We start from the raw sequence: 25765 nt of genomic DNA, 5'->3' as shown, positions 1-25765 counted from the left end.
ATATCAATATCTTGAAACCGTGATTTGAATGTTAACTACCGAATGAGAATCTTCCTAATTTTATTCTTTTTTTTCTGTCAGCCACTGAATAGTTGGGGCTCGCATGCCTTTGCGCAGTATGGTACTCCAAAATATCCCAAAGATTTTAAGTACTTTGATTTTGTGAACCCTGATGCACCGCAGGGAGGAACCCTTACATTAGCCAATCCTGACCGTCGAACCAGTTTTGACAAATTTAATCCCTTTACCCTTAGAGGGGTAAGCGCTCCAGGCGTAGCGGGTCTCATGTTTGAATCATTGGCAATTGGTAGTTCTGACGAAACTTCTAGTATTTACGGACTTATTGCCGATGATATGGTGCTAGCGCCAGATCATTTATCAATGACTTTTCACTTGCGCCCGGAAGCCAGATTTAGCGATGGTAGTCCGATTTTGGCCTCAGATGTGAAGTACAGTTTTGATACTTTGATGAGTAAAAAGGCACATCCTCAATTCCGGACTGTCTATGCCGATGTTAAACAGGCAGTTGTTTTAAATGATCATCTTATCCGTTTTGACTTCCACGCTAAGAATGGACAAGCACCTTTGTTAGTTGGCACCATGCCAATTTTTTCACCGAAATGGGGTGTTAAGGCCGATGGCAAAAAAGTCAGCTTCGATGATCTAGCATTTGAAACACCTATTGGTAGTGGCCCCTATCTAATTGATTCCTATCAAATGGGGCGGAATATTGTGTTTAAAAAGAATCCACAGTATTGGGGAAATCATCTGAATGTTCGGATTGGAAGCAATAATTTTGAACGGATTGTTTATAAGTTATTTAGTGATGATACGGTTCGCCTAGAGGCTTTTAAGGCCGGAGAGTTTGATGCAATCGTTGAGTACCGTGCAAAGTTGTGGGCAAAAAGTTATGTAGGCTCAAAATTCAAGAGTGGCCAACTCAAGAAAGAGGAGTTTGAGCACCATAACGGCGCTGGCATGCAAGGTTTTGCAATGAATACCCGTAGAGAGATTTTTAAAGATCCTAGGGTGCGACAAGCTTTAGGTTTGGCGTTAGACTTTGAATGGTTAAATCGTCAAATTTTTTATAACCAGTATCGAAGGCTAGATAGTTACTTTTCGAACTCATTGTTGGGCGCAAGTTATCAGGCCAATAGCGTTCCGAAAGGTGAGGAGCTCGCGCTTTTAGAAAAACTCAAAGCGCGTTACCCCAATGAAATTCCGGCCACTGTATTTGGTCCGATGCCCTCGGCAAACAGCACGAAATCGCCAAACTCATTAAGAGGGAATTTACTAAAGGCGAGGGAATTATTGTCCCAAGCAGGTTGGAATTACAAGGATGGTGCTTTACGGAATGCAAAAGGTGAAGCATTTGAATTTGAAATGTTAGAAGATAGTCCTTTTTTACTGCGAATTTTGTCTGCTTATGTACGTAATTTAGAAAAGTTAGGTATTAAAGCGAATGTCAGAACGACTGATTTCGCCCTATATCAAAAACGGCTAGATCAGCATGATTTTGATATGACCACGATTCGATATATGGATAGCCAAAGCCCTGGTAATGAGTTATTAGATCGTTTTGGCAGTATGGCGGCAGATGAAAATGGTTCCGACAATCATATTGGGGTGCGTTCAAAAGCGGTGGATCAATTGATTGGGGAAATTACTAATGCAGCAACACCCGATAAATTGTATTCTGCCTCAAGGGCTTTGGATCGTCTCTTAATACACCAGTATTTTGTCGTCCCACATTGGTATAACCCTACTCATCGAGTTGCTTATAGTGCCGAGATGGGATTTCCACCTCCGCCACTTTATTACACTGCTGAATGGTGGATATTGACAAATTGGTGGCGAAAATCAAATATGCAGGAAACAAAATAATGCAACATGGTTTATTACCCTATATTTTTAAGCGTATTTTATTAATGATTCCTACCTTAATTGGTGTGATGACTTTAACGTTTGCGGTGGTGCAATTTGTACCAGGTGGTCCAGTAGAACAAATGGTTCTAGAGCTAAAAGGTCGCGGTGGTGCTGGCGTTGGCGCTGGTGAAGCGACCGGTTCAGGAAGCAACTACCGTGGACGCCAAGGGATTGACGAAAAAAATCTCGCAGAAATTAAGGCGCTTTATGGCTTCGATAAACCACCACTGCAAAGATATGTGGACATGTTAAAACGTCTCGCAACGTTTGATCTTGGCGAAAGTTACTATCAACATCAAAGTGTTTGGAGTTTGGTGGTTTCTAAATTTCCTGTGTCTATTAGTATTGGACTTTGGACATTTTTTATCACCTACCTGATTTCTGTTCCGCTGGGCATTATGAAAGCCATCCGAGAAGGAACTCGCTTTGACACGATGACCAGTATTGTTATTCTGATTGGTTATGCGATTCCAGGCTTTGTGATGGGTGTCGTATTACTCGTGTTATTTGGCGGCGGTACTTTTTTACAATTATTTCCTCTACGTGGCTTAGTTTCTGACCAATGGGAGACTTTCTCATTGGGTGGCAAAATTGCCGACTATATTTGGCATTTAGTCCTGCCAATTACGGCGTCTGTGTTGGGTAGTTTTGCAGTGATAACGATGCTGACAAAAAACTCTTTTATTGAAGAAATTCGCAAACAGTATGTGGTTACAGCAAGGGCGAAAGGTCTTTCTGAACAGCAGGTGCTATGGAAACATATATTTCGTAATGCCATGATACCGCTTGTAACGGGTTTCCCAGCCGCCTTTATCGGAGCTTTTTTTGCAGGTTCCTTACTCATTGAAACGCTGTTTTCTTTAGATGGCTTAGGGTTGATGTCCTTTGAAGCGGTATTGCGAAGAGACTATCCCGTGGTTTTTGGAACTTTATATATATTTACCTTAATTGGATTAGTTACAAAATTAATTTCTGATGTTGCTTACGTTTTAGTCGATCCTCGGATTCAATTTGACGCAGGAGGAGCTTGATCATGGCAACGATTAAAAACGCTTCAAAACGAAATACTGCTTGGAAACGATTTAAGAAAAATCGTTTGGGCTACGCTAGTTTTTGGATTTTTCTGATCATTTTTGGCATTAGTCTGTGCGCCGAATTGGTGGCTAATGACAAGCCGATTATTGCTGTTTACCAAGGGCGGGTATTTTTACCAATACTTCAAGATTATCCTGAAACAGCGTTTGGTGGTGATTTTGAATCAAGCACCGATTTTCATGATCCGATGATTCGTAAAAATCTCTCAGAAAAAGGTAATTGGGCGATATATCCTCCCATCAAATTTAGTTACTTAACCTTGAATTATTTCGCTAAAGAACCAAATCCTGCCGCACCAAGTTCAGATAATTGGTTTGGTACAGATGATCGCGGTCGAGATGTCTTAGCAAGGTTAATTTACGGATTTAGGTTGTCAGTTTTGTTTGGTTTGGCATTAACCCTTGTAGGGGTGGTGATTGGAGTGTTGTTGGGTGGACTAATGGGCTATTTAGGTGGCAAGTTTGACCTTATTACCCAACGAATTATTGATATTTGGCGATCCTTGCCCGAATTATATTTACTCATTATTTTTGCATCAGTATTTAGCCCAAGTATTTGGTTACTCGTCATCTTACTTTCTTTATTTAGTTGGATTAACTTATCAGATTATGTGAGAGTCGAGTTTTACCGAAATCGAAGTCTAGAGTATGTGCGGGCTGCAAGAGCACTTGGCGTTTCAAATTTTCAAATTATGCGAAAGCATATATTGCCGAATAGTTTAATACCGGTAATTACATTTTTACCATTTCAGATGAGCGCAGCGATTTTATCGTTAACTAGCCTAGATTTTTTAGGTTTGGGTGTCCCGCCAGATACTCCAAGTCTTGGCGAACTCTTGTCTCAGGGCAAGTCTAATTTGGATGCATGGTGGATTTCTTTAGCAACTTTTATTGTTTTAGTTGGCACCCTTTTGTTGCTCACGTTTATTGGAGAAGGTCTTCGAAATGCTTTTGACCCTAGAAGAGGGGGGCAGTCATGAGTTACGACTTAAGCGTTCGAGACTTGAGTATTGCCTTTGGTGATGGTCGTAAAGAAAAAAGCGTGGTCAATCAGATCAGTTTTGATCTTCAACAAGGCCGTCGATTGGCCATTGTTGGTGAATCAGGCTCAGGTAAGTCAATTACCGCAATGTCAATTTTAGGTTTACTCCCAGAAACTGCTCAAATTCACGGCCAAATTCTTTGGAATGGTAGTAATTTACTTGCTTTGAGTAATGAGAAGATCCGTCAAATACGTGGCAGGGAAGTGGCCATGGTTTTTCAAGAGCCAATGACGGCTCTTAATCCGCTGTTTACGATTGGAAATCAAATTGCTGAGGCGGTAGCGATTCATGAAGTGAATTGGTCTAAAGCACAATGTTTGGAGCGTGCTCTGCAAATGCTTGAAAAGGTAAGGTTACCTGATGCTAAGAATAAGTTAAAAGTCTATCCTCATCAGTTATCCGGTGGACAAAGACAAAGAGTGATGATTGCGATGGCTTTGTCTACGAAGCCAAAATTGTTAATCGCAGATGAACCGACCACTGCTTTGGATGTAAATCTTCGTCAACAGATTCTTGATTTGATTTTAGATTTACAAAAAGATCCTGAGGGTGAGGGGATGTCCGTATTATTAATCACCCACGATTTACACTTAGTGAAGAAATTCGCTCAAGATGTAGCTGTAATGTATCAAGGGAAAATTGTCGAGCGCGGTACGCTGCAAGAAATTTTTGAAAACCCCCAACTCCCCTATACCCAAACTTTAATTAATAGTCGCCCTGAAAATAAGTTGTTGCCAATCGTCCCATTGGCTACGGAGTTATTAAAAGTCGATCATCTTTCCGTGTCTTACCCAATTCCAAGGGGAGGCTGGGATCAGTTTAAAAAGGTATTTCGCCCGACTGATTTTAAGCACGTCTTAAGTGATGTATCTTTTGATTTAAAACAGGGGGAAACAATCGGGATCATAGGTGAGTCTGGCTCAGGTAAAACAACTTTAGGGATGGCGCTTTTAGGCCTATCGCCCGGTATCTTTTCAAAGGTAGAAGGTTCTGTGGAGGTCTTTGGCAACCCTTGGTTGTCACTTTCAGACCGTCAAAGAAGGCCATTACGAGCTAAAGTGCAGGTAATTTTTCAAGATCCTTTTGGTTCATTGTCCCCTCGATTATCTGTGGGAGAAATTATTGGTGAAGGGCTTTCCGTTCACTTTAAAAACCTTACGCCTCTTCAAATTGAGCAGATGGTTACTGATGTCCTAATTGAAGTCGGTTTAGATAAGAGTTCCGCAGAGAGATATCCTCATGAATTCTCAGGGGGACAGAGACAGCGAATCGCCATTGCACGTGCCTTGATCTTAAAGCCTGAAATTTTAATTTTAGATGAGCCAACCTCAGCATTGGACGTTACCATTCAGAAACAAGTTTTAGCTTTGTTAACAGATCTTCAACATAAATTTAATTTAGCCTACGTTCTCATTACGCATGATATTTCTGTTGTCCAAGCGATGTCTCATCGATTAATGGTGCTTCAAAATGGTGCAGTCGTGGAACAAGGTGATACACAAACGCTAATTTCTAATCCTGCACATCCGTATACTAAAAACTTAATTAATGCTGCTTTTTGATTAACCCCAATAAAATGAAGGATGAATGAACGCTTGAATTTTCTTCGAAAGGTGTCTAGAATATTAAAAGACATCATTATTCGCATCATTTATAAAGAAACCATGAATTTTCAAAGACTTACGAAAAAATCACTACAAGTTGTATTGATTGCTACTACTGCAGTAGCCACTGTAAGCTATGGTCAAAATAGTGATGAAAATAATCAAGCAAGCGCTCAAAATTCATCTGGAAACCTTGTTTCACCGAATCAAAACAACATTTCGGCAAACACTTCTTCAAATTCTTTATTGAATTCAACCGTAAAATCGAATTTCTACGGCAAAGTAACGATGCAGCTCTCTGAGAGCTCTTCAACCCTCATTAATAATGCGATGAAGTTAATCGGTGTTCGTTATCGTTGGGGCGATCAAGTTCAAACTGGTTTTGATGCAAGTGCTTTCGTAAAGTATGTTTTGAAGGATAATTTAGGATTCTTGTTCCCCGTTAAAACCACGGATGATATGAGCAAAGTTGGATTGCAAGTATCGAGAGAAAGTCTAAAACCTGGTGATCTCGTATTTTTCAATACCCTTAAACGTGAAAATTCACATGTGGGTATTTACGTTGGTGAAAACAAATTTATTCACTCTCCAGCGAGAGGTTCTGGCGTTCGTGTGGATGACATGAACTCAGTTTACTGGGATATGCGCTTTGACGGTGCGCGTCGCGTAGATCAAGCAAAAAATTCAAAAGAAACATTACTTTCACAGTAGACACTTTCTTCAGTAATACCTGAGGACTACTTAGATACCTTCGGTCGCATGTAATAATCGTCAATTTTCTTTTTCAGTAATTCTAATTGCTCTTGCATCGCTTCTTCTCCAGCTAGAATTGCGGAATTCCGAGACTTAAAGTCAGTTCCCTTCATTGATGGTAGTTTAGGAACCACAATGACATCCGCTAAAGGCATTTCATAGAGACTAATATTGCGACCCATGATGGTGGTCGTTTGTAATAAAACACCAAAAGTTCCAGCAACACTTTGGTCAGAAGGATCCGATGAGATATTGACTGCAATGACGATATCGGCCCCCATCTGTTTAGTAAAACGAATGGGGATAGGGGAGGATAGTCCACCATCTACGTAGTCTCTATTGGAGATACGTGTAGGAGAGAAAATCCCTGGAACAGAACTTGAGGCCCGCACTGCCTGACCTGTATCTCCTCTTCGAAACAAAATTGCATCGCCAGTTTGTAAATCTGTAGCAACGATTCCAAGAGGAATTTCCATTTGATCAATCAATTTATTGTTGACTAATTTGTTTACATGATTTTGAAGTGCATCACCTTTAATAACGCCACCAAATTTATTCGAAAAAGGATTTGCCCAATCAGTAATACTTGCTTCATCCAAATTAATTGCAATTCGATTCAGTTCACTTGCAGTGATTCCAGTAGCGTAAACAGATGCAATGACACTTCCTGCACTTGTTCCAACGACTAATCCTGGTTTAATTTGATTAGCTTCTAGTACCTTTAAAACACCGATATGAGCAAATCCTCTAGCAGCCCCCCCGCCTAAGGCAATCCCAATAACTGGTGGCTTGCGCACGGCTAGATTCGTAGCGCTTGGAGCTTTTGGTGTTTGGCATGCCGATAGACTCAGCAACAAGATGCCAATAGAGGAAACATAGATGATTTGCTGAATACTCATCTGTAAGGTTTTTGGTAACTTGATTGATATCATTGAGACTTAATTAATTCGTTAACTGGGTATTATCGCAATTTATGGCGATTAAACAAAATTCTTCTTTCTTTGATTCTACTAAAACGGATTTAACCTGTTATCACTGTGGATCAATGTGCGATGGTAAAGATCTTTTACCAGGTGAAATAGCTGGTGAATTAAAAACATTTTGTTGTGTTGGTTGCCTATCGATTGCGCAAATGATTCATGGGCAAGGCTTAGAGGTTTTTTATACAAGACGCGATGCAAAAGATTTTTCATCGAATCGTCCGAATCTGGAGGGGCAAGCGAATGAGGATCAATTTTTAGTATATGACCATCCTGCCATGTTGGAAAAATATGCTCCAACATTAAAGGATGGAACAGGTCATCGAAAGGTCACCTTGCGGATAGAAAACATTCAATGTGCTGCTTGTGTTTGGTTAAATGAGCAACATTGGCGCAGGTTGCCTGGTATTCGAGACGTACAAGTGAACTATATCACTCAAAGGGCTGTGATTGTTTTCGATAGTAATTTATCTAACTTATCCGATTTACTCATCGCTTCACAACAAATTGGTTATCGTGCATGGCCTTTTGAACTTTCAAAAAGCGCAGAATTAGCTAAAAAAGAAGAGCGTCAAATTCTCTTTCGATTAGGTGTAGCGATGCTTGGGATGATGCAAGTAATGATGTATGCATGGCCAACTTATGTTGACCCTATAGAGATTGACGAAGCATACTTACGTTTGATGGGCTGGGCGGGGTGGTTATTGACACTACCGGTTATCTTTTTTTCTGCGGCACCGATGTTTCAGAATGCCTATAAGAGCATTCAGTACTTTTCCAAAACAAGAACTTTACATATGGATGTGCCTATTTCGGTAGCTATCGGTATCTCTTGGTTATTTGGAACTGCCCATTTAATCATTAATGTGGGAGCAACTTACTTTGACTCCATTACGATGTTTGTGGCACTTTTATTACTCGCTAGGTTCATAGAGCTGAAAGCCCGTCACCAGACGCAAAATGCGGTTGAAGGTTTAGCAATGCAATTGCCGACAACTTGTAATTTGGTGAAAGAAGTTGATCTTACGCGTTTAGGGTCTAAACGTGTTCAGATTGTCCCGTTACAAATTATCGAAATCGGTAATATTCTTCAAGTCTTTCCGGGTGAAGTCATCCCAGCAGATGGGATTGTTTTGGAACAAGCCGTTACCGTAAGTGAAGCCATATTAACGGGGGAGAGTCAGCCGATTTCTAAATTGCCAAATGAGCAGGTATATGCCGGAAGTTACAACTTAGAATCGACCCTCTATTTACAAGTCACAGCCCTAGGCTCTCAAACAAAAATAGCTGCGATTGCCCACTTACTGGAAACGGCGTTGTCACAGAAACCTCAATACGCATCTACCTCTGAAAAATTAGCAAGCTATTTTGTGATGGGTTTATTGTTTGTAGCTGTTGTGACGGGTGTTGTTTGGTATTTACTGGGGAATGAACATCCCTGGGAAAGAGCCTTGGCCGTTTTAGTCGTCACTTGTCCATGCGCACTCTCATTAGCTATCCCATTAGCACTCGCAGCGTCGCAGGGACTCTTTGCAAAAAATGGATTAGTTGTTATTTCTCCTGATGGTCTCGACAAACTCAATCATTTTGATATCGTCTTTTTAGATAAAACGGGTACTGTAACGCTAGGGGAAATGCAAGTAGTAAAGGTTTCTAATTACCAGCAGCAACTATCTTTAGCAGAAATTCGTGGTATCGCAAAAGCGCTAGAATTCGAACAAAACCATCCGATTGCGAACGCAATTTGTAGTGATACCAGTTGTAGTCTGACCGAATATGAATCGATGGAACGGTTTGATTTAAATCAGCCTAAGCAATATTTAACTGGTTGTGGCGTCATCTGTGGAGATTGGCGGATTGGTTCACCAACCTGGATTGAGGCAGAGCTGAGTCAACCACAGTTACTGAGGGATGAGTTATTGAATTTATCTCCCGGAACAACTCCAATTTGCTTAATGTATCGAACTAACTTAGTAGCTATTTTTGAATTAAGGGATGTCTTGAGACCAGGTGTTCGGGAGTTTGTTGATAGCCTATTGCAATTGGGTAAAGTACCTTATTTGATTTCTGGAGATGATCTCGTTAGCGTCCGGTATTTTGCTGAACAATTGGGGATTCATCAGTACTTTGCAAATTGCACTCCCGAAGAAAAGCTCAGGCAAGTTGAAGTTTTTCAACAACAAGGGAAAAAAATATTAGCCATTGGCGATGGTGTGAATGATGCCCCCTTTTTAGGCTTAGCTAGTATTTCAATTGCTATGGGGCAGGCTGCGCCACTTAGTCAGGTTGGGGCAGACCTTATTTTGTTCAGTGCCAACTTCGATGTTTTAAAGAACGCTCTAATACATGCCAAAAATACTCAAGTAATAATTCAGCAAAATTTGATTTGGGGGTTACTATACAACTTGTTAGCATTACCTTTGGCGATGATGGGATACGTTGGGCCATTAGGTGCTGCTGTAGGGATGTCCATTTCATCGATTTTGGTTAGTTTCAATGCGTCACGTCTTGGCAAGTGGAAGCTTCGTTCAACTCACTAGGTAGGTATTGATGGAGAGTCTGTTTTTATTAATACCCATGTCACTCTTATTAGTTGGATTTATTGTCTTGGTCTTGTATTGGTCTATAAGAAATGGACAATTTGACGATTTAGAGGGACCTGCATATGAAATTTTGATGGATGACGATACGCATCACGAAAGTTCGCCATCGATCAAAAAATGATTTTGAACTAAAAGCCTTCAAATTGGTTAGCCGGTTCATGAAGGTTTGGGCTAGTTGATTCTAGAGAAATTTTTTTGAATAATTGATGAGATTTAGACCCATTGAATAACGTTGTAACGAGAAATTAGCATAGTGCCCCGAGTAGTTAAATAGTTTTAGGAGAATTGCAATATGGGAAATACTATTTCCAAACTTTCAAAAGAGAATTTTTTTAATTACAGCGTAGTTAGTAAATTCGCCCTAGTGACTGTTTTATGGGGAATTGTTGGTATGAGTGTCGGTGTCATACTTGCTGCCGAATTAGCATTTCCAGATTTGTTTGCAGGCATTCCGTGGTTAAGTTACGGTCGTTTAAGGCCACTTCATACCAATGCAGTAATCTTCGCCTTTGGCGGCAGTGCGTTATTTGCTGCGTCTTATTACGTTGTACAAAGAACCTGTCAAACTAGATTATTTTCAGACGCGCTCGCAGAGTTTACTTTTTGGGGTTGGCAAATCGTTATTATTGCTGCCGCCATTACTTTACCCCTCGGACTAACGACCTCAAAAGAGTATGCCGAGCTTGAGTGGCCGATTGATATTTTAATTACAGTGGTTTGGGTGGCATATGCAATTGTGTTTTTTGGCACGATTATGAAACGTAAAACAAAACACATTTATGTCGCCAATTGGTTCTTTGGCGCCTACATCTTGACCATTGCGATGCTGCATATAGTCAATAATTTAGAAATTCCAGCTGGTATGTGGAAATCTTATAGTGTCTATTCTGGTGTTCAGGATGCAATGATTCAGTGGTGGTATGGACATAATGCGGTGGGATTTTTCTTGACCACCAGTTTCTTGGGCATGATGTATTACTTTATTCCTAAGCAAGCTGAGCGACCAATTTATTCTTACAGACTTTCCATTGTCCACTTTTGGGCACTGAACTTCCTGTATATGTGGGCTGGACCTCATCATCTTCAATACACCTCATTGCCTGATTGGACGCAATCATTAGGGATGGTTTTTTCTATCATTTTGTTGGCACCTTCATGGGGTGGCATGATCAACGGCATCATGACTTTATCGGGAGCTTGGCATAAATTAAGAACAGATCCTATTCTTAAATTTATGGTGGTAGCTTTATCGTTTTATGGTATGTCGACCTTTGAAGGCTCCATGATGTCGATTAAGACAGTCAATAGCTTGTCGCATTATACGGACTGGGTGATTGGCCATGTTCACTCGGGCTCTTTGGGGTGGGTGGCGATGATTTCGATTGGCTCTTTGTATTACATGATTCCAAGACTAGTTGGTGAAAAAGAGATGTACAGCAAACGTTTAATAGAGATCCATTTTTGGATTGCAACCATTGGCGTAGTGATTTATATTGCCGCGATGTGGATTGCTGGTGTGATGCAAGGTTTGATGTGGCGCTCATTTGAAGCGGATGGAACCTTGACTTACAGTTTCGTTGAGTCTGTTAAAGCGAACTTCCCGTTTTATGTCATTCGTTTGTTTGGTGGGTTTTGTTACTTGGTCGGAATGCTGATCATGGCTTATAACGTATTTAAAACTGTCTATAACAAAAAAATTATTAGCCCAGAAATTCCTTCGATTCAACATACCTCCTCAGACATAGCTCCAGTTGTTAATGGATCCAATGACTCTGCGGTTTTAAATTCAAACAAGGCCTAAAGGAAGAATCATGTCTGATAGTAAATTTTTCTCCCACGCTACCTTAGAAAAAAATATTGGTTGGCTAATTATTTGTACCTTGATTGTTGTTTCTTTTGCAGGTCTTGTGCAAATTGTGCCGTTGTTTTTTCAACACTCAACTACTGAGCCTTACCCTGGCGTAAAGCCATATTCGGCAATTCAATTAGCAGGTCGAGATATTTATCAAAGAGAGGGTTGTTTAGGGTGTCACTCTCAACAAATTAGAACACTACGTTCTGAAACGGAGCGCTACGGTCCCTACTCTGTAGCAGGTGAGTCTGTCTATGATCATCCATTTTTATGGGGTTCGAAAAGAACCGGTCCTGATCTTGCCAGAATTGGTGAGAGATACTCTGATGATTGGCATAGAATTCATCTTCGTAATCCTCGTAATGTGGTGCCAGAGTCGAATATGCCAGCCTATTCATGGTTAGAAAAAACACCTGCTGATGCCAAAACAATTTCAGCTCATATGCGTGCCCTAAGAATGGTGGGCGTGCCATATACCGATGAGCAGATTACCAATGCACCTAAAGAATTGGCAGGAAAAACGGAAGAGGATGCATTAATCGCTTACCTTCAAGGTCTAGGAACTGCTCGTCGTGCAATCAATGTGACTGAGCAAGTTTCAAATGCGCCATTACCCGAACCCATGAAGTGAACTTACCATGAATTCAATCACTGTTTTTCTCTCAGCGGCATCAACGATACTCGGTTTGATTTTTTTCTTAGGCATTGTCTATTGGGCTTTTAGTGCCCATAGTCGTGAAGCAAATGAGGCCAGTGCGAAATTACCTTTTGAACTACCAGATGAATTTAAAAAGGATTTATCATGAGCGATTTTTTTAATATTGGTTGGAGTTACTTTATTGCGGTAATTTCAATTGCAGGGGTGATTTTTTGTTTATGGTTATTGTTATCACAACGAAAAAATAAAGTGGCTTTAAATCCTGATGGCTCGGTCTCCGATACGGGGCATGAGTGGGATGGTTTGCGTGAGTTAAATAACCCCTTACCGAGTTGGTGGATGTGGATGTTTTTGCTATCTATTATTTTTGGTGTTGGGTACTGGATTTTGTATCCAGGTATTGGTTCATATGCAGGCTCTTTGGGATACACTTCTGCCAAAGAACATAATGAAAGTGTTTTAAAAGCAAATACTGAGTTAAAGCCTTTTTATGAGAAATATATGGCCTTAGATGTGCCGAACTTAGCTAAAGATCCCCAAGCAAAACAAATCGGTCAGCGTTTGTATCTCAATTATTGTGCTCAATGTCACGGCTCAGATGCTGGCGGTGGCAAAGGGTTCCCCACTTTGAGCGATAAGGATTGGTTGTACGGTGGCGAGCCTGATCATATTAAAACAACCCTTATTAATGGGCGTCAAGGGAATATGCCTGCGTTTAAAACAATCTTGTCTTCAACTGATATTAATCATGTTGCTAATTACGTAAGATCTTTATCAGGTCTGCCATCCAACCCGATTAAGAGGTCACTCGGTGAAGTGGTCTTTAAAAATAACTGTATTGGATGCCATGGCGCGGAAGGTAAAGGGAATATCCTAGTTGGCGCACCTAATCTTACTGACAAAATTTGGCTATATGGAGGTTCTGAGGCCACTATTACAGAAACACTCTTAAATGGACGAAATGGCAAGATGCCAGCACATCAGGAAATTTTAACGCCGGAAAAAATTCATTTATTGACAGCTTTTGTATGGGGCTTGTCTCAGTAAATAGATGAATGAAGAGAGAATGAGTAATACAGAAAAGACCACGGTCTCACCCATCCACTTTGTTGACCAAGATCTCTACGAGATCCGCAATAAAATTCATCCTCGCTCAGTCAGTGGGGTATTTGCCTATGCGCGTATCTTGATGGTGGTCTTGACGCAGTTATTATTTTATGGCTTGCCGTGGTTGTCTTGGAATGGTCGACAAGCTGTTCTATTCGATTTGGTGACACGTAAGTTTTACATCTTTAACTTAGTCTTATGGCCCCAAGATATTATTTATCTCACCTTACTTTTAATTCTGTCGGCGTTAGCACTATTTTTATTTACGGCAATTGCGGGGCGACTTTTCTGTGGTTATGCCTGCCCTCAAACCGTTTATACAGAAATTTTTCTGTGGGTTGAGCGCAGAGTAGAGGGGGATCGTCTAGCTCGTATGAAGCTGGATGATGAGAAATGGCCTTGGAGCTTTAAAAAACTACGCCTCAAAATTTGTAAACATTTTATTTGGTTGTCTATTGCTGTATGGACAGGTTTTACTTTTGTTGGATATTTCACTCCTATCGTTGAATTATGGCGTCACTTCATACAGTTTGATCTGGGTGTTTGGCCCACGTTTTGGTTATGCTTTTATAGTTTTGCCACTTGGGGAAATGCAGGGTTTTTAAGAGAGCAAGTCTGTAAATACATGTGTCCTTATGCTCGCTTTCAAAGCGTAATGGTTGATAAAGATACCTTTGTAGTAACTTATGATAGTCATAGGGGAGAGCCTCGTGGTGGAAGATCTAAAAGTGTTGACCATAAAGCAAGTGGCCTAGGCGATTGTGTTGATTGTAGTATTTGTGTCCAAGTGTGCCCAACGGGTATTGATATCCGAAATGGCATGCAATATATGTGCATTGGTTGTGGAGCTTGTGTCGATGCCTGTAATCAGGTGATGGACAAGGTTGAATATCCGAAGGGGCTCATTCGATATACCACCCAGCGAGCAATAGAAGAAAAATTGGATAGCTCTGCTGTTAGAAAGTACCTATTTCGACCCAGGATTCTGATTTACTCAGGCATTATGGCAATATTGATTACAGCTTTTGTTACCTCCTTAGTGATTCGAAACCCCTTACGTTTTGATGTGATGCGAGATCGAGGTGCTTTAGCAAGGGAGGTGAATGGCGATCAAGTCGAAAACATCTATCGTATTCAAGTGATGAATAGCTCAGAAAGTCCGATGAAACTTGAACTAGCAATTAATGGACTGGAACATCCTGAAATTTATGACTCCCAAAATCAAAGAATTGAACAAATTGAAGTTCCTGCAAGTGCCAACATGATGCTACCTGTAAAGGTTAGAATTTCTGAAGATTCCCTCCACAAAGGTCCTAACCCAGTTGTATTTGTAATGCAAGGGCACGAAATAAGTGCCAAAGGTGTGATGATACCGAGGAAAAAAGAAGAAAAATCAACTTTTATTATGTTGGATTAACCTGAAGCGACTTTGACAAATGACGAACGAACGATTATCTCAACCTCCCTGGTATAAGCATCGTTGGCCTTGGATATTAATGAGTGGGCCTTTTTTAGCAATGCTTGCTTGCATCGTTACCATTTATTTGGCTTTTCAAAAGCAGGATGTTTTGTTGGTCAATGGGGTCAAAAAAACGGGCTTAAAAATTATCGAAGTGCCTTTAGTTAAGGATGCTGAGCTTAAGGATAGTGTGCCGACCGAAAAAAAGATCACTGAGGCTAAACCATGAAAACTCGAATATTAATGTGGATTTTATGGCCCTCTTTTATTGTGGCAGGTTTAGCTGAGGGATTCATTTTTACTCTGATTAACCCTGCAGATTTAATGTTCTTTAATCAACCCGTAGAAATACCTAAAGAAGGTATTTATACCTTAGGTTTTTTTGTTTTATGGCTCTTTTGCGCCTTATCTAGTGCTATGACCTTGTTTATCATTCCCGATAGTTGGAAGAGCCAAGCGCCTGAGCAAAAGTCTAACTCTTTGATTTAATTTTGACGACCGCTTTACTTTTAGGTGTTTTTTTAAGCGCATTAGCTAGTGGTTGGCATTGTGCTCTTATGTGTGGTGGGATTGTGTCGAAAAGTAATGTTTCGATCATTCGTTTTAGCACTCCCCAAACAGTATTTATTGAACAACTGCTGATGCATTTTGGACGAATTATCTCCTATGCAATGTTGGGAGCCCTTGCTGGGAAATTAGGTGCACTCCTTTGGTGGCAAGATATCGTGCCAATTCAACGTGGCTTATTTTTTGTTGCATCTTCAATATTATTGATCAATGGGATAAAAACTCTCTGGCCGTACCCGCCGAAATTCTTGAAAATGACTTGGTTGATTCAAGTCGAAAAAAAGTTGGCGCTTGGCTGGTCCACGCTGTTTAAAGTCATGAGCCCTCCATTTCAGTCGGTTTATTTACAAAAACTTCTCTTTGGATTAGCCTGGGGACTAGTACCCTGTGGTTTGGTTTATTCGGTCCTAGGATTGTCCTTTTTGTCGGGTAGTAGTTGGTATGGAGCCCTATTCATGCTGGCCATGGGTTTGGGTACCTTACCAAATTTACTAATGATTTCAGGGGGCTTAGGTAAATTAAATGCTTGGATGGCTCAGATGGGTTGTTCTAAGCAATTAAAAATACTGACCGCTTGTTTATTTTTTAGTAGTGCATTATTTGGCTTCTATCAAACATTTACCTTGTCATCTCAAATGATGAAAAATGGATTTTGCTTTAATTAGTGTTAATTCGATATATAATGGCGTTATTCTTAGAACGAAACATCTTTTCGCCATAAAAAAGATTGTTTCCATGATGACACTTAAAGCAGAATTAAAAGTTAAATTCGAGTACTCGTACTCACACAGATTCCTTGCTAATTACCATTGAAAGTATATTAAGAGCAATTATTATTGCTAAATAACCATGATTGAAAACCATTACAAGTTAGTCCTTGAGACGGCTCTATTGTGTTCAACTGAACCGCTTTCCTTGAATGAGTTAGGCCGTTTATATGGGGATGAAGTTACCCCTGAAAATATCATTGTCTGGATTAACCAATTGCAAAATGATTGGGCTGAAAAAGGTCTTGAATTGGTTCAGGCTGGAACTGGGTGGCGGTTTCAAAGTAGGCTCTCAATGCGAGAGTATTTAGATCGTTTGAACTTTGAAAAACCACCTAAATACTCTAGAGCAGTGATGGAAACTTTGGCGATTATTGCTTACCGGCAGCCGGTGACTCGTGGCGAGATAGAGGAAATTCGTGGGGTCGCTGTTAGCTCCCAAATTATTCGCCAATTAGAGGATCGTAATTGGATAGAAGTGATTGGCCATAAAGATACAGTGGGTAGACCTGCGCTTTTTGCCACGACGAAACAATTTTTGGATGATATGGCGATTACCGGATTGAAGTATCTTCCGCCCCTGGATGATGGCACGCCGGTAGCTGATATTGCGCAGCAAGTAATTAATTTTGAAGAGGTAATGCAAGATACACCCCCCGATTTAGTCCATGAAGTTGTTGAAGTGACAGAACTTCAAGAAACTACATTCCAAAATTCATCGGAGGCTGAGCCTCCTATTGATGACCTTAGTCCTTCCGAAGTGGTAACTAGGGAAGAAAATTCAAGCAGCATAACTGAAATAAAAAATAATGAATGAAAATGAAACAAATAATTTGCCTAATAAAGCAGATAAAACAGAAAAATTAACGCAACAAGACACTTTTGAGGCGGGTAGCTCGGTCTCGCCAAATACTACAAATGGATTGGAAGCTACTGATGCCATGGGCGAATCAAAGCCAAGACAAAGACGTTCCAGAAATCCAAAATTTAGACTGAAATCGAATCGTCAACCTGGTCATAAAACCACATCTGATCAAGAGTCGCCAGTAGGTGAGGATGTAAATGTCGTGTCGGGTGAGTCAAGCGCTGCTTTGCAGGGTGCTGAAGGTGCGGATGTTAAAACTAGCGGAGTAGATGGTAATCCCCCTCCTAGAAATCGTAATCAACCTAGAGCGGGTCAATCCCGTGATCGGAACTCTAGGGGTGGAAAAAATACTAAACCTGGTCAAAGATCCAATAATGACTCTAGAGAGTCTAGGCCAAGACAGTCAAACTCTGCAGGTAATCCGTTAAATACTCAGAGCCAGGAACTGTTTGCAAAAGTTGTGTCTGGTGAGTTTGATGCTTTATTAGATACGCCAGAGTTGGTTTTGCAAGATCAAAAGCCTTCTTCTGGTGAGGGTGAGTTTTCTCAACATGCGATTGTTGATAGAAGTTTACAAGCGCTCGAACAGGCTGAACAAAACGAAAATAGTAGAAGCGGTCAGGAACATAACGATGAGTTATCTCAGGATGAGTTAGAGTACTCCGGCAATAACAATCAGTACCAGTTTTCAAATTTAGATGATTTGCCAATGTCGTTGCGCGATGAAGTTTGGTCAGATTTAGACGGTTTGGACGATGATGCAGATGATGAAGATACGGTTAAATTGCATAAGGTCCTGGCTGATGCTGGCATGGGTTCAAGGCGTGAAATGGAAGACCTCATCATTCAAGGGCGAGTCTCTGTAAACAGTATGCCTGCTCATATTGGTCAGAGGATTGGTCCGACTGATCAAGTAAGAATTAATGGTAAAGCGGTACATCGCAAGTTGGTCACGAAGCCACCTAGAGTATTGATGTATCACAAACCAGCCGGAGAAATTGTCAGCCAAGCAGATCCTGAAGGCCGTCCTTCTGTGTTTGAGCGTTTACCAAAGCCCAAAGGTGGCAGATGGATTGCTGTCGGGCGTCTAGATTTCAATACGGAAGGTCTGCTGTTATTTACTACTTCAGGTGAGTTAGCGAACCGCTTAATGCATCCTCGCTATGGCATTGAGAGAGATTATGCAGTTCGTATTCTAGGGGAGTTGGAGCATGAACAATTAAGTCATTTAAAGAATGGCATTAATTTAGATGATGGCATGGCGAAGTTTTTAAGAATTAGTGATGGTGGTGGTGAGGGTGCAAATCGTTGGTATCACGTAGCGCTTACCGAGGGTCGTAACCGCGAAGTTCGTCGTATGTTTGAGGCTGTTGGCCACATTGTCTCGCGCTTAATTAGAACGCGATACGGGATTTTTGTGTTGCCGCCGCGTTTGCGTAGAGGGAAGTTTGAGGAGGTACCAACTGATCAGGTTGCTCAGCTAATGAGAGCTGCTGGTCTAAAAGTTCCTCAAAATATTCAAGGAAATAGCTCATCCAGCCCTTCAAGGTCACAGCGGGGCAGCTCAAATCAAGATCAACCAGATCCGATGCAAACTTCTGTCTCCTATTGGGGTTCTAGAGAAGCCTTAAAAATGGCTGATAACCATCATGGAATATCACAATACAAGACAAATTCTACGGGTGGCTCTGGCAATGGTCAGTCTAAAAACCAGTCTGGTGCGAAATCTGGGCGTAATGGCAGATCAAGTACTTCGATGAAAGTATCTCATGAGCACGGATTTGCTCCATCGCCGGGTGAGTTGCGCAATGCCAGCTTAAGAAGATCTCCCAAAGGTCCAAAAAAACCTGCTGGTGGTGGCTATAGTGGTAAGCCTAAATCAGGGTTTTCAGGTGGTAGAGGAAGAAAACCTAGCGGAAACACGTAATTTAGGATATAATCTTCTTTTATTGAACTTTGCGTGAAAAGTTCAGCAAAAATGGGCAATTTGCCCATTTTTTTTTACTAAATGAATAAATGTTTGAAAAATTTATGAGTTGATGTAAAAGTTTAATTGTAAAACCTGTGAGTGAAGCAGAAATTTTGGATCAAAATCTAGTTATAACTGAAGTTGTCGAAAGTCTTGGATATTGTCTCGTTGATATTGAGCGAGAGGGTAGAGGTTTGCTTCGTGTAACCATTGAAAATCAAGATTTTAATCAATTAATTAATGTTGGCGACTGTGAAAAAGTGAGTCATCAACTTACCTACACTTTGGCTGTAGAAAATGTAGCTTTTGAGCGTCTTGAAGTTTCATCACCGGGACTTGATCGTATCGTAAAAACACCGCAAGACTTTGAGCGTTTTGCAGGTTTAGAGATTACCTTAAAGCTTCGTGTAGCAATGGGTAATCGTAAGAATTTTTCTGGAGTGTTGCAAGGCCTAATGAAAGGTGATGCACAGTCTAGAGATGCTGTTTGGGGGTTGTTGATTGAGCCAAAACCTGGCGAGTCAGCAATGCTTGAGTTCACACTAGCTGAGGTTGAAAAAGCAAGGCTGGTTCCTGTTCTAGATTTCAAAGGAAAAAAATCATGAATCGTGACGTTCTCATATTAGCTGATGCTTTAGCACACGAGAAAAACGTAGACCGCAAGGTGGTATTTGAAGCGTTGGAAATGGCGCTTGCTTCTGCTACAAAAAAATTATTTGCTAATGATAGTAAAGATGTGGATATTCGTGTTGCCATCGATACCCAAACCGGTGAATACGAAACGTTTCGCCGTTGGTTGGTTGTTCCTGATGAAGCAGGCCTCCAAGAGCCAGATAAAGAGATATTACTATTTGAAGCTAAAGATGATATTGCTGATATTGAAGTTGGCGAACATTTAGAGTACCAAATTGAATCTCTTGCCTTTGGTCGGATTGGAGCCCAAGCTGCTAAACAGGTGATTTTGCAAAGAATTCGTGATGCAGAGCGTGAACAAATATTAAATGACTTCTTGGAGCGTGGTGAGAAGATCATGAATGGTACTGTTAAGCGTAATGATAAGAATGGTCTGATTATTGAATCAGGTCGGGTAGAAGCGATTTTACGTCGTGATCAAATGATTCCAAAAGAGAATTTAAGAAGTGGCGATCGCGTAAGAGCTTATATTTTGAAGGTTGATCGTGAAGCACGTGGCCCGCAAATTGAGTTATCACGGACATGTCCTGAGTTCCTCTTAAAACTATTTGAAAATGAAGTTCCTGAGATTGAGCAAGGTCTCTTAGAGTTGAAAGGGGCTGCACGTGATCCTGGTATCAGAGCTAAAATTGCGGTAGTTACTCATGACAAACGGATTGACCCAATTGGGACTTGCGTTGGTGTGCGTGGAACGCGTGTTACAGCCGTCAGAAATGAGGTTGCTGGTGAGGCAGTCGATATCGTTTTATGGTCTGAAGATCCTGCACAATTTGTGATTGGCGCACTTGCTCCGGCTCTCGTTACCACGATTGTTGTGGATGATGAGAAACATAGTATGGACGTGGTAGTTGATGAAGAAAACTTGGCGATTGCGATTGGTCGCAGTGGTCAAAATGTTCGTTTAGCTAGTGAGCTCACTGGCTGGCAGATCAATATCATGACGCCTGAAGAGTCTGCTAAGAAGACGGAAGATGAAGTCCAAAAAATTCGTCAAGTATTCATGGATAAATTAGATGTGGATAGCGAAGTAGCAGATATCTTAATTGAAGAGGGTTTCAATACTTTAGAAGAAGTGGCTTATGTGCCATTATCTGAAATGTTGGAGATTGAGGCTTTTGACGAAGACACTGTTAATGAGTTGCGTGATCGAGCAAGAGCATCTTTACTGACCATGGAAATTGCTGTCGAAGAAGGTAAAGAGCCTGTATCGCAAGAGTTGAGTTCTGTTGAGTCAATAACCCCAGCGGTGATTGATCAACTAGTTGCGAACCAAGTGAATACAAGAGAAGATTTGGCCGAGTTGGCCGTAGATGAACTAATTGAGATGACCCAAATGGATGAGGAAAGCGCTAAGCAACTCATTATGAAGGCTCGTGCTCATTGGTTTAATTAAAAATGAAGGGATCGCATGGCGACCACAACTGTAAAGACATTGGCTGAAGAGCTAAAACGTTCGACCGACAATTTACTGGAACAATTGCGTGCTGCTGGTATTTCCAAAAACGCCGAATCAGATGACATATCTGAAAACGATAAAAGGGTTTTATTAGAGCATTTGCAAAAATCTCACGGAACTGTTGCAACCGATGTAGTGAGAAAAAAAATCACGCTCACTAAACGTGAGACTAGCGAGATTCGTCAATCAGACTCAGCTGGAAGAACTAGAACAGTTCAGGTTGAAGTTCGTAAAAAAAGAGTAATCGTTAAACACGAGGATGAAGTCGTTGCTCCAGTTGTAGCACCTGAAGTCGTTACTCCTGAGGTCTTGCCCGAAGTCGCTCAACCTTCAATTTCGGTAGATGAAGAGCAGGCTTTATTAAAAAGAGAAGCCGAAGCGAATCGCGAAGCTGAGCTTTTGAAGGTCCAAGAAGCAGAAATGCACGCTGCAAACGAGGCTAGAAAATTAAAGCAAAAACTCGCTCAAGAGCTTGCTGAAAAAGAAGCTTCTGAAGTGAATGCTTTGCAAGTTAAAAATACGGCTAAGCCAACTGAGATTAAAGTAGAAAAAACTTCACCAGTAATATCTGATACGGACAGGAATGTTAAAGATACGGCTGCGGTTGCTAATGTTGCTGAAGCTGCTAAACCTGAACTTGTTATCGAACCAGAAAAAGTAGCCAGTACAGAAGAAAAAGTCGCTGTTATTCCACCAGTCCTTCAAGAAAATAAGGCGCCGGTTGTAAAAGAGCCAGTGAAACCTGTTGTCAAGGATACCTCTGAAGCAGACTTGGAGTCGATTCGTAAACGTCGTGCAATTGCTGAAGCTGAAGCTTTAGCAATTCGTCAAATGATGAGTTCACCCGGAATTAAAAAAGCACCGCCACCACCGCCACCCGTTGTGGCGCCAGTTGCGGATGATAAAAAGGGTACGATTCATAAGCCTGTTAAGACAGAAACTGCTGATGATAAGAAAAAATTAGCCGTCAAACCAACTGGCAAACTAATTAAAGCTGCAGAAACATCATCTACATGGCAAGAAGAGGGCGTCAAGAAAAAGTCTAGCCTTAAAACTAGAGGCGATTCTTCTGGTGGAATTGGTGGCGGATGGAGAGCTGGTGGTGGTCGTAAAAAATCGAACTCTCATCAGTCTGATGTTCAGACAAATTTTGTGGCTCCTACCGAACCAGTTGTTCGTGATGTTCACGTGCCGGAAACGATTACAGTTGCTGACCTATCTCATAAAATGTCTGTTAAAGCTGGCGAAGTAATTAAGCTGTTAATGGGTATGGGTCAAATGGTTAGTATTAATCAGGTGTTAGACCAAGATACGGCGATGATTATCGTTGAAGAAATGGGACACATCGCACATGCTGCTAAATTAGACGATCCTGAAATTGACCTAGGGCAACAAGCACATGATTCCGTAGAAATTACAAGACCTCCTGTTGTAACGGTAATGGGTCACGTAGATCATGGTAAAACCTCGTTGTTAGATAAAATTCGTCTCTCTAAAGTGGCATCCGGAGAAGCTGGTGGTATTACCCAGCACATCGGTGCTTATCACGTTGAGACACCAAAAGGCATGATTACCTTTTTAGATACTCCAGGTCATGAAGCGTTTACTGCAATGCGTGCCCGTGGTGCTAAAGCTACTGACATTGTCATTTTAGTAGTAGCGGCAGATGATGGCGTAATGCCACAGACTAAGGAGGCGATTGCTCATGCAAAAGCTGCTGGTGTACCTATTGTTGTTGCAATTAACAAAATTGATAAACCAGAGTCAAATCCTGATCGTGTCAAACAAGAGTTAGTGGCTGAACAAGTGGTGCCTGAAGAGTACGGTGGTGATTCACCATTTATTGCAGTATCTGCTAAAACAGGTATCGGTATTGATGAATTGCTTGAAAACGTTTTACTCCAAGCAGAAGTGCTCGAATTAAAAGCTTCAGTAGATGCTCCCGCAAAAGGACTTGTCATCGAAGCTAGATTAGATAAAGGTAAGGGCCCTGTTGCGACCATCTTAGTTCAATCGGGTACTTTAAAACGTGGCGATATGTTGCTCGTCGGCCAGTCATTTGGACGCGTGCGTGCCATGTTGGATGAAAATGGTAAACCTTGTTCTGAGGCTGGACCATCTATTCCTGTGGAAATCCAAGGTTTGTCCGAAGTTCCTGCTGCAGGTGAAGATGTTCTAGTAGTAGCTGACGAAAGAAAAGCGCGTGAGATTGCCCTCTTTAGACAAGGCAAGTTCCGTGATGTAAAACTAGCTAAACAACAAGCTGTCAAACTTGAAAATATGTTTGAAAATGTTGGTGAAGGTAGTGTTGAAACGAAATACTTGCCAATTATTATCAAAGCTGATGTGCAAGGTTCACAAGAAGCTTTATCTCAGTCATTAATGAAACTATCTACTCCAGAAGTTCGTGTACAAATTGTTCATGCTGCGGTTGGTGGAATTTCTGAGACGGATATCAATTTAGCGGTCGCATCGAAAGCAGTAGTCATTGGTTTTAATTCACGAGCAGATGCATTGGCAAGAAAATTAGCTGAAGCAAACGGTGTGGATATTCGTTATTACAACATTATTTATGATGCTGTTGATGAAGTAAAAGCTGCTATGAGTGGCATGTTAACACCTGATAAGAAAGAAGAAATCACTGGTTTGGTTGAAATTCGTCAGGTATTTACTGTCTCGAAAATTGGTTCTATTGCTGGTTGCTTAGTCGTTGATGGTGTTGTGAAGAGAACTTCTAAAGCACGTCTATTGCGTAATAATGTAGTGGTATGGACTGGTGAACTTGACTCCTTGAAGCGTTTCAAAGACGATGCGAAAGAAGTTCGTGCAGGACTTGAGTGTGGTTTATCACTCAAAAACTACAATGACATTAAAGAAGGTGATCAGTTGGAAGTCTTTGAAGTTACCGAAGTTGCGAGAACTTTATAAGTCTTCTGATTCTTTATGAAAACATCAAAACATCGTAATCAGCGTGTGGCCGATCAAATTCAACGTGATCTCGCGGAGCTTATTCCTCGCGAGATCCGTGATCCTTCGATGGGTTTAGTAACTCTTCAGTCTGTTGAGTTAACCCCTGATTTGGCGCATGCAAAAGTTTACTTTTCAGTATTGGGTGCTGAGCCGGAAGTCGCTTTAAGAATTTTCCGTGAAAAAGCTGGATATTTGCACTCTTTATTGTTTAAGCGACTACACATTCACACAGTTCCTACCCTTCATTTTTTGCATGATCAATCGATTGAAAATGGTTTAGCCATGTCTCAATTAATTGACCAAGCGATGTTAACCACTGCCCCCGAAAAACCTAAGGACTAAAACGTGCGCGACACTATGCCGCGCTGGACCGATGGGGTAGTGTTATTTGATAAACCTCTTGGAATCAGCTCACAAAAAGCAGTAACGATCGTTAAACACGCCTGCCTAGCTAATAAAGCTGGACATACGGGAACGCTTGATCCTTTGGCAACTGGTTTACTCGCCGTGTGTTTAGGCGAGGCCACAAAATACTCTCAAGATTTATTTAATGCTGATAAAACTTATATTACAAAGATCCATTTTGGGGTAAAAACTGAAACAGGCGATGCTGAAGGAAAAATCATCGACCAGCGTACCTACGATGGTGATACAAGTCCTGAGGCCTTTTTGGCAAGTTTAGAAAAGATTAGTCCAAGTTTTATGGGGGCAATACAACAAGTGCCACCCATGTATTCTGCTATTAAGAAAGACGGTCGCCCTCTATATGCTTATGCACGCGAAGGGGAAATGTTTGATTTGGCTGCACGTGAGGTACATATTCGTTATTTAAAATGGCGAAGTGTTGATTTTCCATATGCCGAATTAGAAGTCAGTTGTAGCAAAGGTACCTACATCCGCAGTTTGGTGAGCGATATGGGGGAGTTACTTGGCTGTGGAGCGCATTTGACCGCATTGCGCAGAACTCAAATAGGTCATCTCAAAATTGAAGATGCCCAAATTGAGGAAGAAATTAAAGTTGCACCAAACTTAATGGCCGTTGACTCATTAATTACGCATTTACCCGCTATCATCTTGAATCAGGAAGTAGCGTTGCGTTTTAAGATGGGGCAAAGGGTTGCAGCAAAAGACATTGAGTTGCCAAATTCTTCAGAAATTTCAACTGGGGAAGAGACAGCAACAAACATATTCAAAATCTATCATTTAGAGAATGGTCCAGAAATGTTCATGGGAATAGTAGAACTCAAGAATGGGGTATTACATCCAAAACGTTTAATGGCCACTGATAGGTTGGAATACCTACTTGGATTAGGTGATTCTGGTCAATTTTTAGGAACTGACATATCCATTCGGCATCATTTAACAAAACCGATTCATTAGTTTAATTTTTAGAGAGTAA

At 41.1% G+C, this 25765-nt stretch carries 23 protein-coding genes; 22 read left to right on the top strand and 1 reads right to left on the bottom strand.

What is annotated here, in order from left to right; all coding sequences use genetic code 11:
- Nucleotides 1-42 precede the first annotated feature (42 nt).
- From B8983_RS06430 to B8983_RS14180, 5 genes are read left to right on the top strand one after another with little or no spacing between them, the layout of a single operon-like run.
- On the top strand, nt 43-1884 hold the full coding sequence (locus B8983_RS06430; protein WP_084283312.1) for an extracellular solute-binding protein: 1842 nt from the start codon (nt 43-45) through the stop codon (nt 1882-1884).
- Nucleotides 1884-2957 carry a microcin C ABC transporter permease YejB gene (locus B8983_RS06425; protein WP_084283311.1) on the top strand — a complete coding sequence of 358 codons (1074 nt, stop codon included), beginning with the start codon at nt 1884-1886 and terminating at the stop codon, nt 2955-2957. The genes B8983_RS06430 and B8983_RS06425 overlap by 1 nt, the downstream gene beginning before the upstream one ends.
- Before the next feature lie 2 nt (nt 2958-2959).
- Nucleotides 2960-4000, top strand: a complete 1041-nt coding sequence (locus B8983_RS06420) for an ABC transporter permease (protein WP_084283310.1) — start codon at nt 2960-2962, stop codon at nt 3998-4000.
- Nucleotides 3997-5625 (top strand): ABC transporter ATP-binding protein, encoded by a 1629-nt coding sequence (locus B8983_RS06415; protein WP_084283309.1) that lies wholly within the window; start codon nt 3997-3999, stop codon nt 5623-5625. Before B8983_RS06420 ends, B8983_RS06415 begins: the two co-directional genes overlap by 4 nt.
- Nucleotides 5626-5658: 33 nt before the next feature.
- Nucleotides 5659-6378, top strand: a complete 720-nt coding sequence (locus B8983_RS14180) for a C40 family peptidase (RefSeq protein ID WP_234986921.1) — start codon at nt 5659-5661, stop codon at nt 6376-6378.
- 26 nt (nt 6379-6404) lie between these two features.
- On the opposite strand, the gene B8983_RS06405 is transcribed toward B8983_RS14180, so the two are convergent.
- Entirely contained in the window at nt 6405-7313 is a 909-nt protein-coding gene (locus B8983_RS06405; protein ID WP_084283343.1) for a patatin-like phospholipase family protein, read from the bottom strand.
- 80 nt (nt 7314-7393) lie between these two features.
- On the opposite strand from B8983_RS06405, the gene B8983_RS06400 reads away from it, so the two are divergent.
- The 17 genes from B8983_RS06400 to truB all read left to right on the top strand — a co-directional run bounded on the left by B8983_RS06400 (nt 7394) and on the right by truB (nt 25746).
- Entirely contained in the window at nt 7394-9940 is a 2547-nt protein-coding gene (locus B8983_RS06400) for a heavy metal translocating P-type ATPase (RefSeq protein ID WP_084283308.1), read from the top strand.
- 10 nt (nt 9941-9950) lie between these two features.
- Nucleotides 9951-10124, top strand: a complete 174-nt coding sequence (ccoS, locus tag B8983_RS06395) for a cbb3-type cytochrome oxidase assembly protein CcoS (protein WP_084283307.1) — start codon at nt 9951-9953, stop codon at nt 10122-10124.
- 171 nt (nt 10125-10295) lie between these two features.
- A complete protein-coding gene (ccoN, locus tag B8983_RS06390; protein WP_084283306.1) occupies nt 10296-11804 on the top strand; it encodes a cytochrome-c oxidase, cbb3-type subunit I in 1509 nt (502 codons plus the stop codon).
- Nucleotides 11805-11814: 10 nt separating this feature from the next.
- A complete protein-coding gene (gene ccoO / locus B8983_RS06385) occupies nt 11815-12486 on the top strand; it encodes a cytochrome-c oxidase, cbb3-type subunit II (protein WP_084283305.1) in 672 nt (223 codons plus the stop codon).
- Between the two features lie 7 nt (nt 12487-12493).
- Nucleotides 12494-12661: a cbb3-type cytochrome oxidase subunit 3 gene (locus B8983_RS06380; RefSeq protein ID WP_084283304.1), complete on the top strand. Its 168-nt coding sequence runs from the start codon at nt 12494-12496 to the stop codon at nt 12659-12661.
- The gene (ccoP, locus tag B8983_RS06375; RefSeq protein WP_084283303.1) at nt 12658-13560 is read left to right on the top strand and encodes a cytochrome-c oxidase, cbb3-type subunit III; all 903 of its coding nucleotides are present in this window, start codon (nt 12658-12660) and stop codon (nt 13558-13560) included. The genes B8983_RS06380 and ccoP overlap by 4 nt, the downstream gene beginning before the upstream one ends.
- Before the next feature lie 19 nt (nt 13561-13579).
- A complete protein-coding gene (gene ccoG / locus B8983_RS06370; RefSeq protein WP_084283302.1) occupies nt 13580-15037 on the top strand; it encodes a cytochrome c oxidase accessory protein CcoG in 1458 nt (485 codons plus the stop codon).
- A gap of 19 nt (nt 15038-15056) precedes the next feature.
- Complete coding sequence (locus tag B8983_RS06365) at nt 15057-15308, top strand: FixH family protein (RefSeq protein WP_143736115.1); 252 nt, start codon at nt 15057-15059, stop codon at nt 15306-15308.
- Nucleotides 15305-15568 carry a hypothetical protein gene (locus tag B8983_RS06360; protein WP_084283301.1) on the top strand — a complete coding sequence of 88 codons (264 nt, stop codon included), beginning with the start codon at nt 15305-15307 and terminating at the stop codon, nt 15566-15568. Before B8983_RS06365 ends, B8983_RS06360 begins: the two co-directional genes overlap by 4 nt.
- 2 nt (nt 15569-15570) lie before the next feature.
- Complete coding sequence (locus B8983_RS06355) at nt 15571-16311, top strand: sulfite exporter TauE/SafE family protein (RefSeq protein ID WP_084283300.1); 741 nt, start codon at nt 15571-15573, stop codon at nt 16309-16311.
- A 184-nt stretch (nt 16312-16495) separates the two neighbouring features.
- Nucleotides 16496-17230, top strand: a complete 735-nt coding sequence (gene scpB / locus B8983_RS06350) for an SMC-Scp complex subunit ScpB (protein ID WP_084283299.1) — start codon at nt 16496-16498, stop codon at nt 17228-17230.
- A complete protein-coding gene (locus B8983_RS06345; protein ID WP_234986920.1) occupies nt 17223-19205 on the top strand; it encodes a pseudouridine synthase in 1983 nt (660 codons plus the stop codon). The genes scpB and B8983_RS06345 overlap by 8 nt, the downstream gene beginning before the upstream one ends.
- 155 nt (nt 19206-19360) lie before the next feature.
- Nucleotides 19361-19852, top strand: a complete 492-nt coding sequence (rimP, locus tag B8983_RS06340) for a ribosome maturation factor RimP (RefSeq protein WP_084283341.1) — start codon at nt 19361-19363, stop codon at nt 19850-19852.
- Complete coding sequence (nusA, locus tag B8983_RS06335; RefSeq protein ID WP_084283298.1) at nt 19849-21333, top strand: transcription termination factor NusA; 1485 nt, start codon at nt 19849-19851, stop codon at nt 21331-21333. The genes rimP and nusA overlap by 4 nt, the downstream gene beginning before the upstream one ends.
- A gap of 15 nt (nt 21334-21348) precedes the next feature.
- Nucleotides 21349-24324 carry a translation initiation factor IF-2 gene (gene infB / locus B8983_RS06330; protein ID WP_084283297.1) on the top strand — a complete coding sequence of 992 codons (2976 nt, stop codon included), beginning with the start codon at nt 21349-21351 and terminating at the stop codon, nt 24322-24324.
- Between the two features lie 15 nt (nt 24325-24339).
- Nucleotides 24340-24708, top strand: a complete 369-nt coding sequence (rbfA, locus tag B8983_RS06325) for a 30S ribosome-binding factor RbfA (RefSeq protein ID WP_084283296.1) — start codon at nt 24340-24342, stop codon at nt 24706-24708.
- A gap of 3 nt (nt 24709-24711) precedes the next feature.
- Nucleotides 24712-25746, top strand: a complete 1035-nt coding sequence (truB, locus tag B8983_RS06320; protein ID WP_234986918.1) for a tRNA pseudouridine(55) synthase TruB — start codon at nt 24712-24714, stop codon at nt 25744-25746.
- Nucleotides 25747-25765 lie beyond the last annotated feature (19 nt).

Source organism: Polynucleobacter kasalickyi (assembly GCF_900176405.1).
Classification (GTDB): domain Bacteria; phylum Pseudomonadota; class Gammaproteobacteria; order Burkholderiales; family Burkholderiaceae; genus Polynucleobacter; species Polynucleobacter kasalickyi.
The sequence above is the reverse complement of the archived record's forward strand: the minus strand, read 5'-3'. Positions and strand labels throughout refer to the sequence as shown.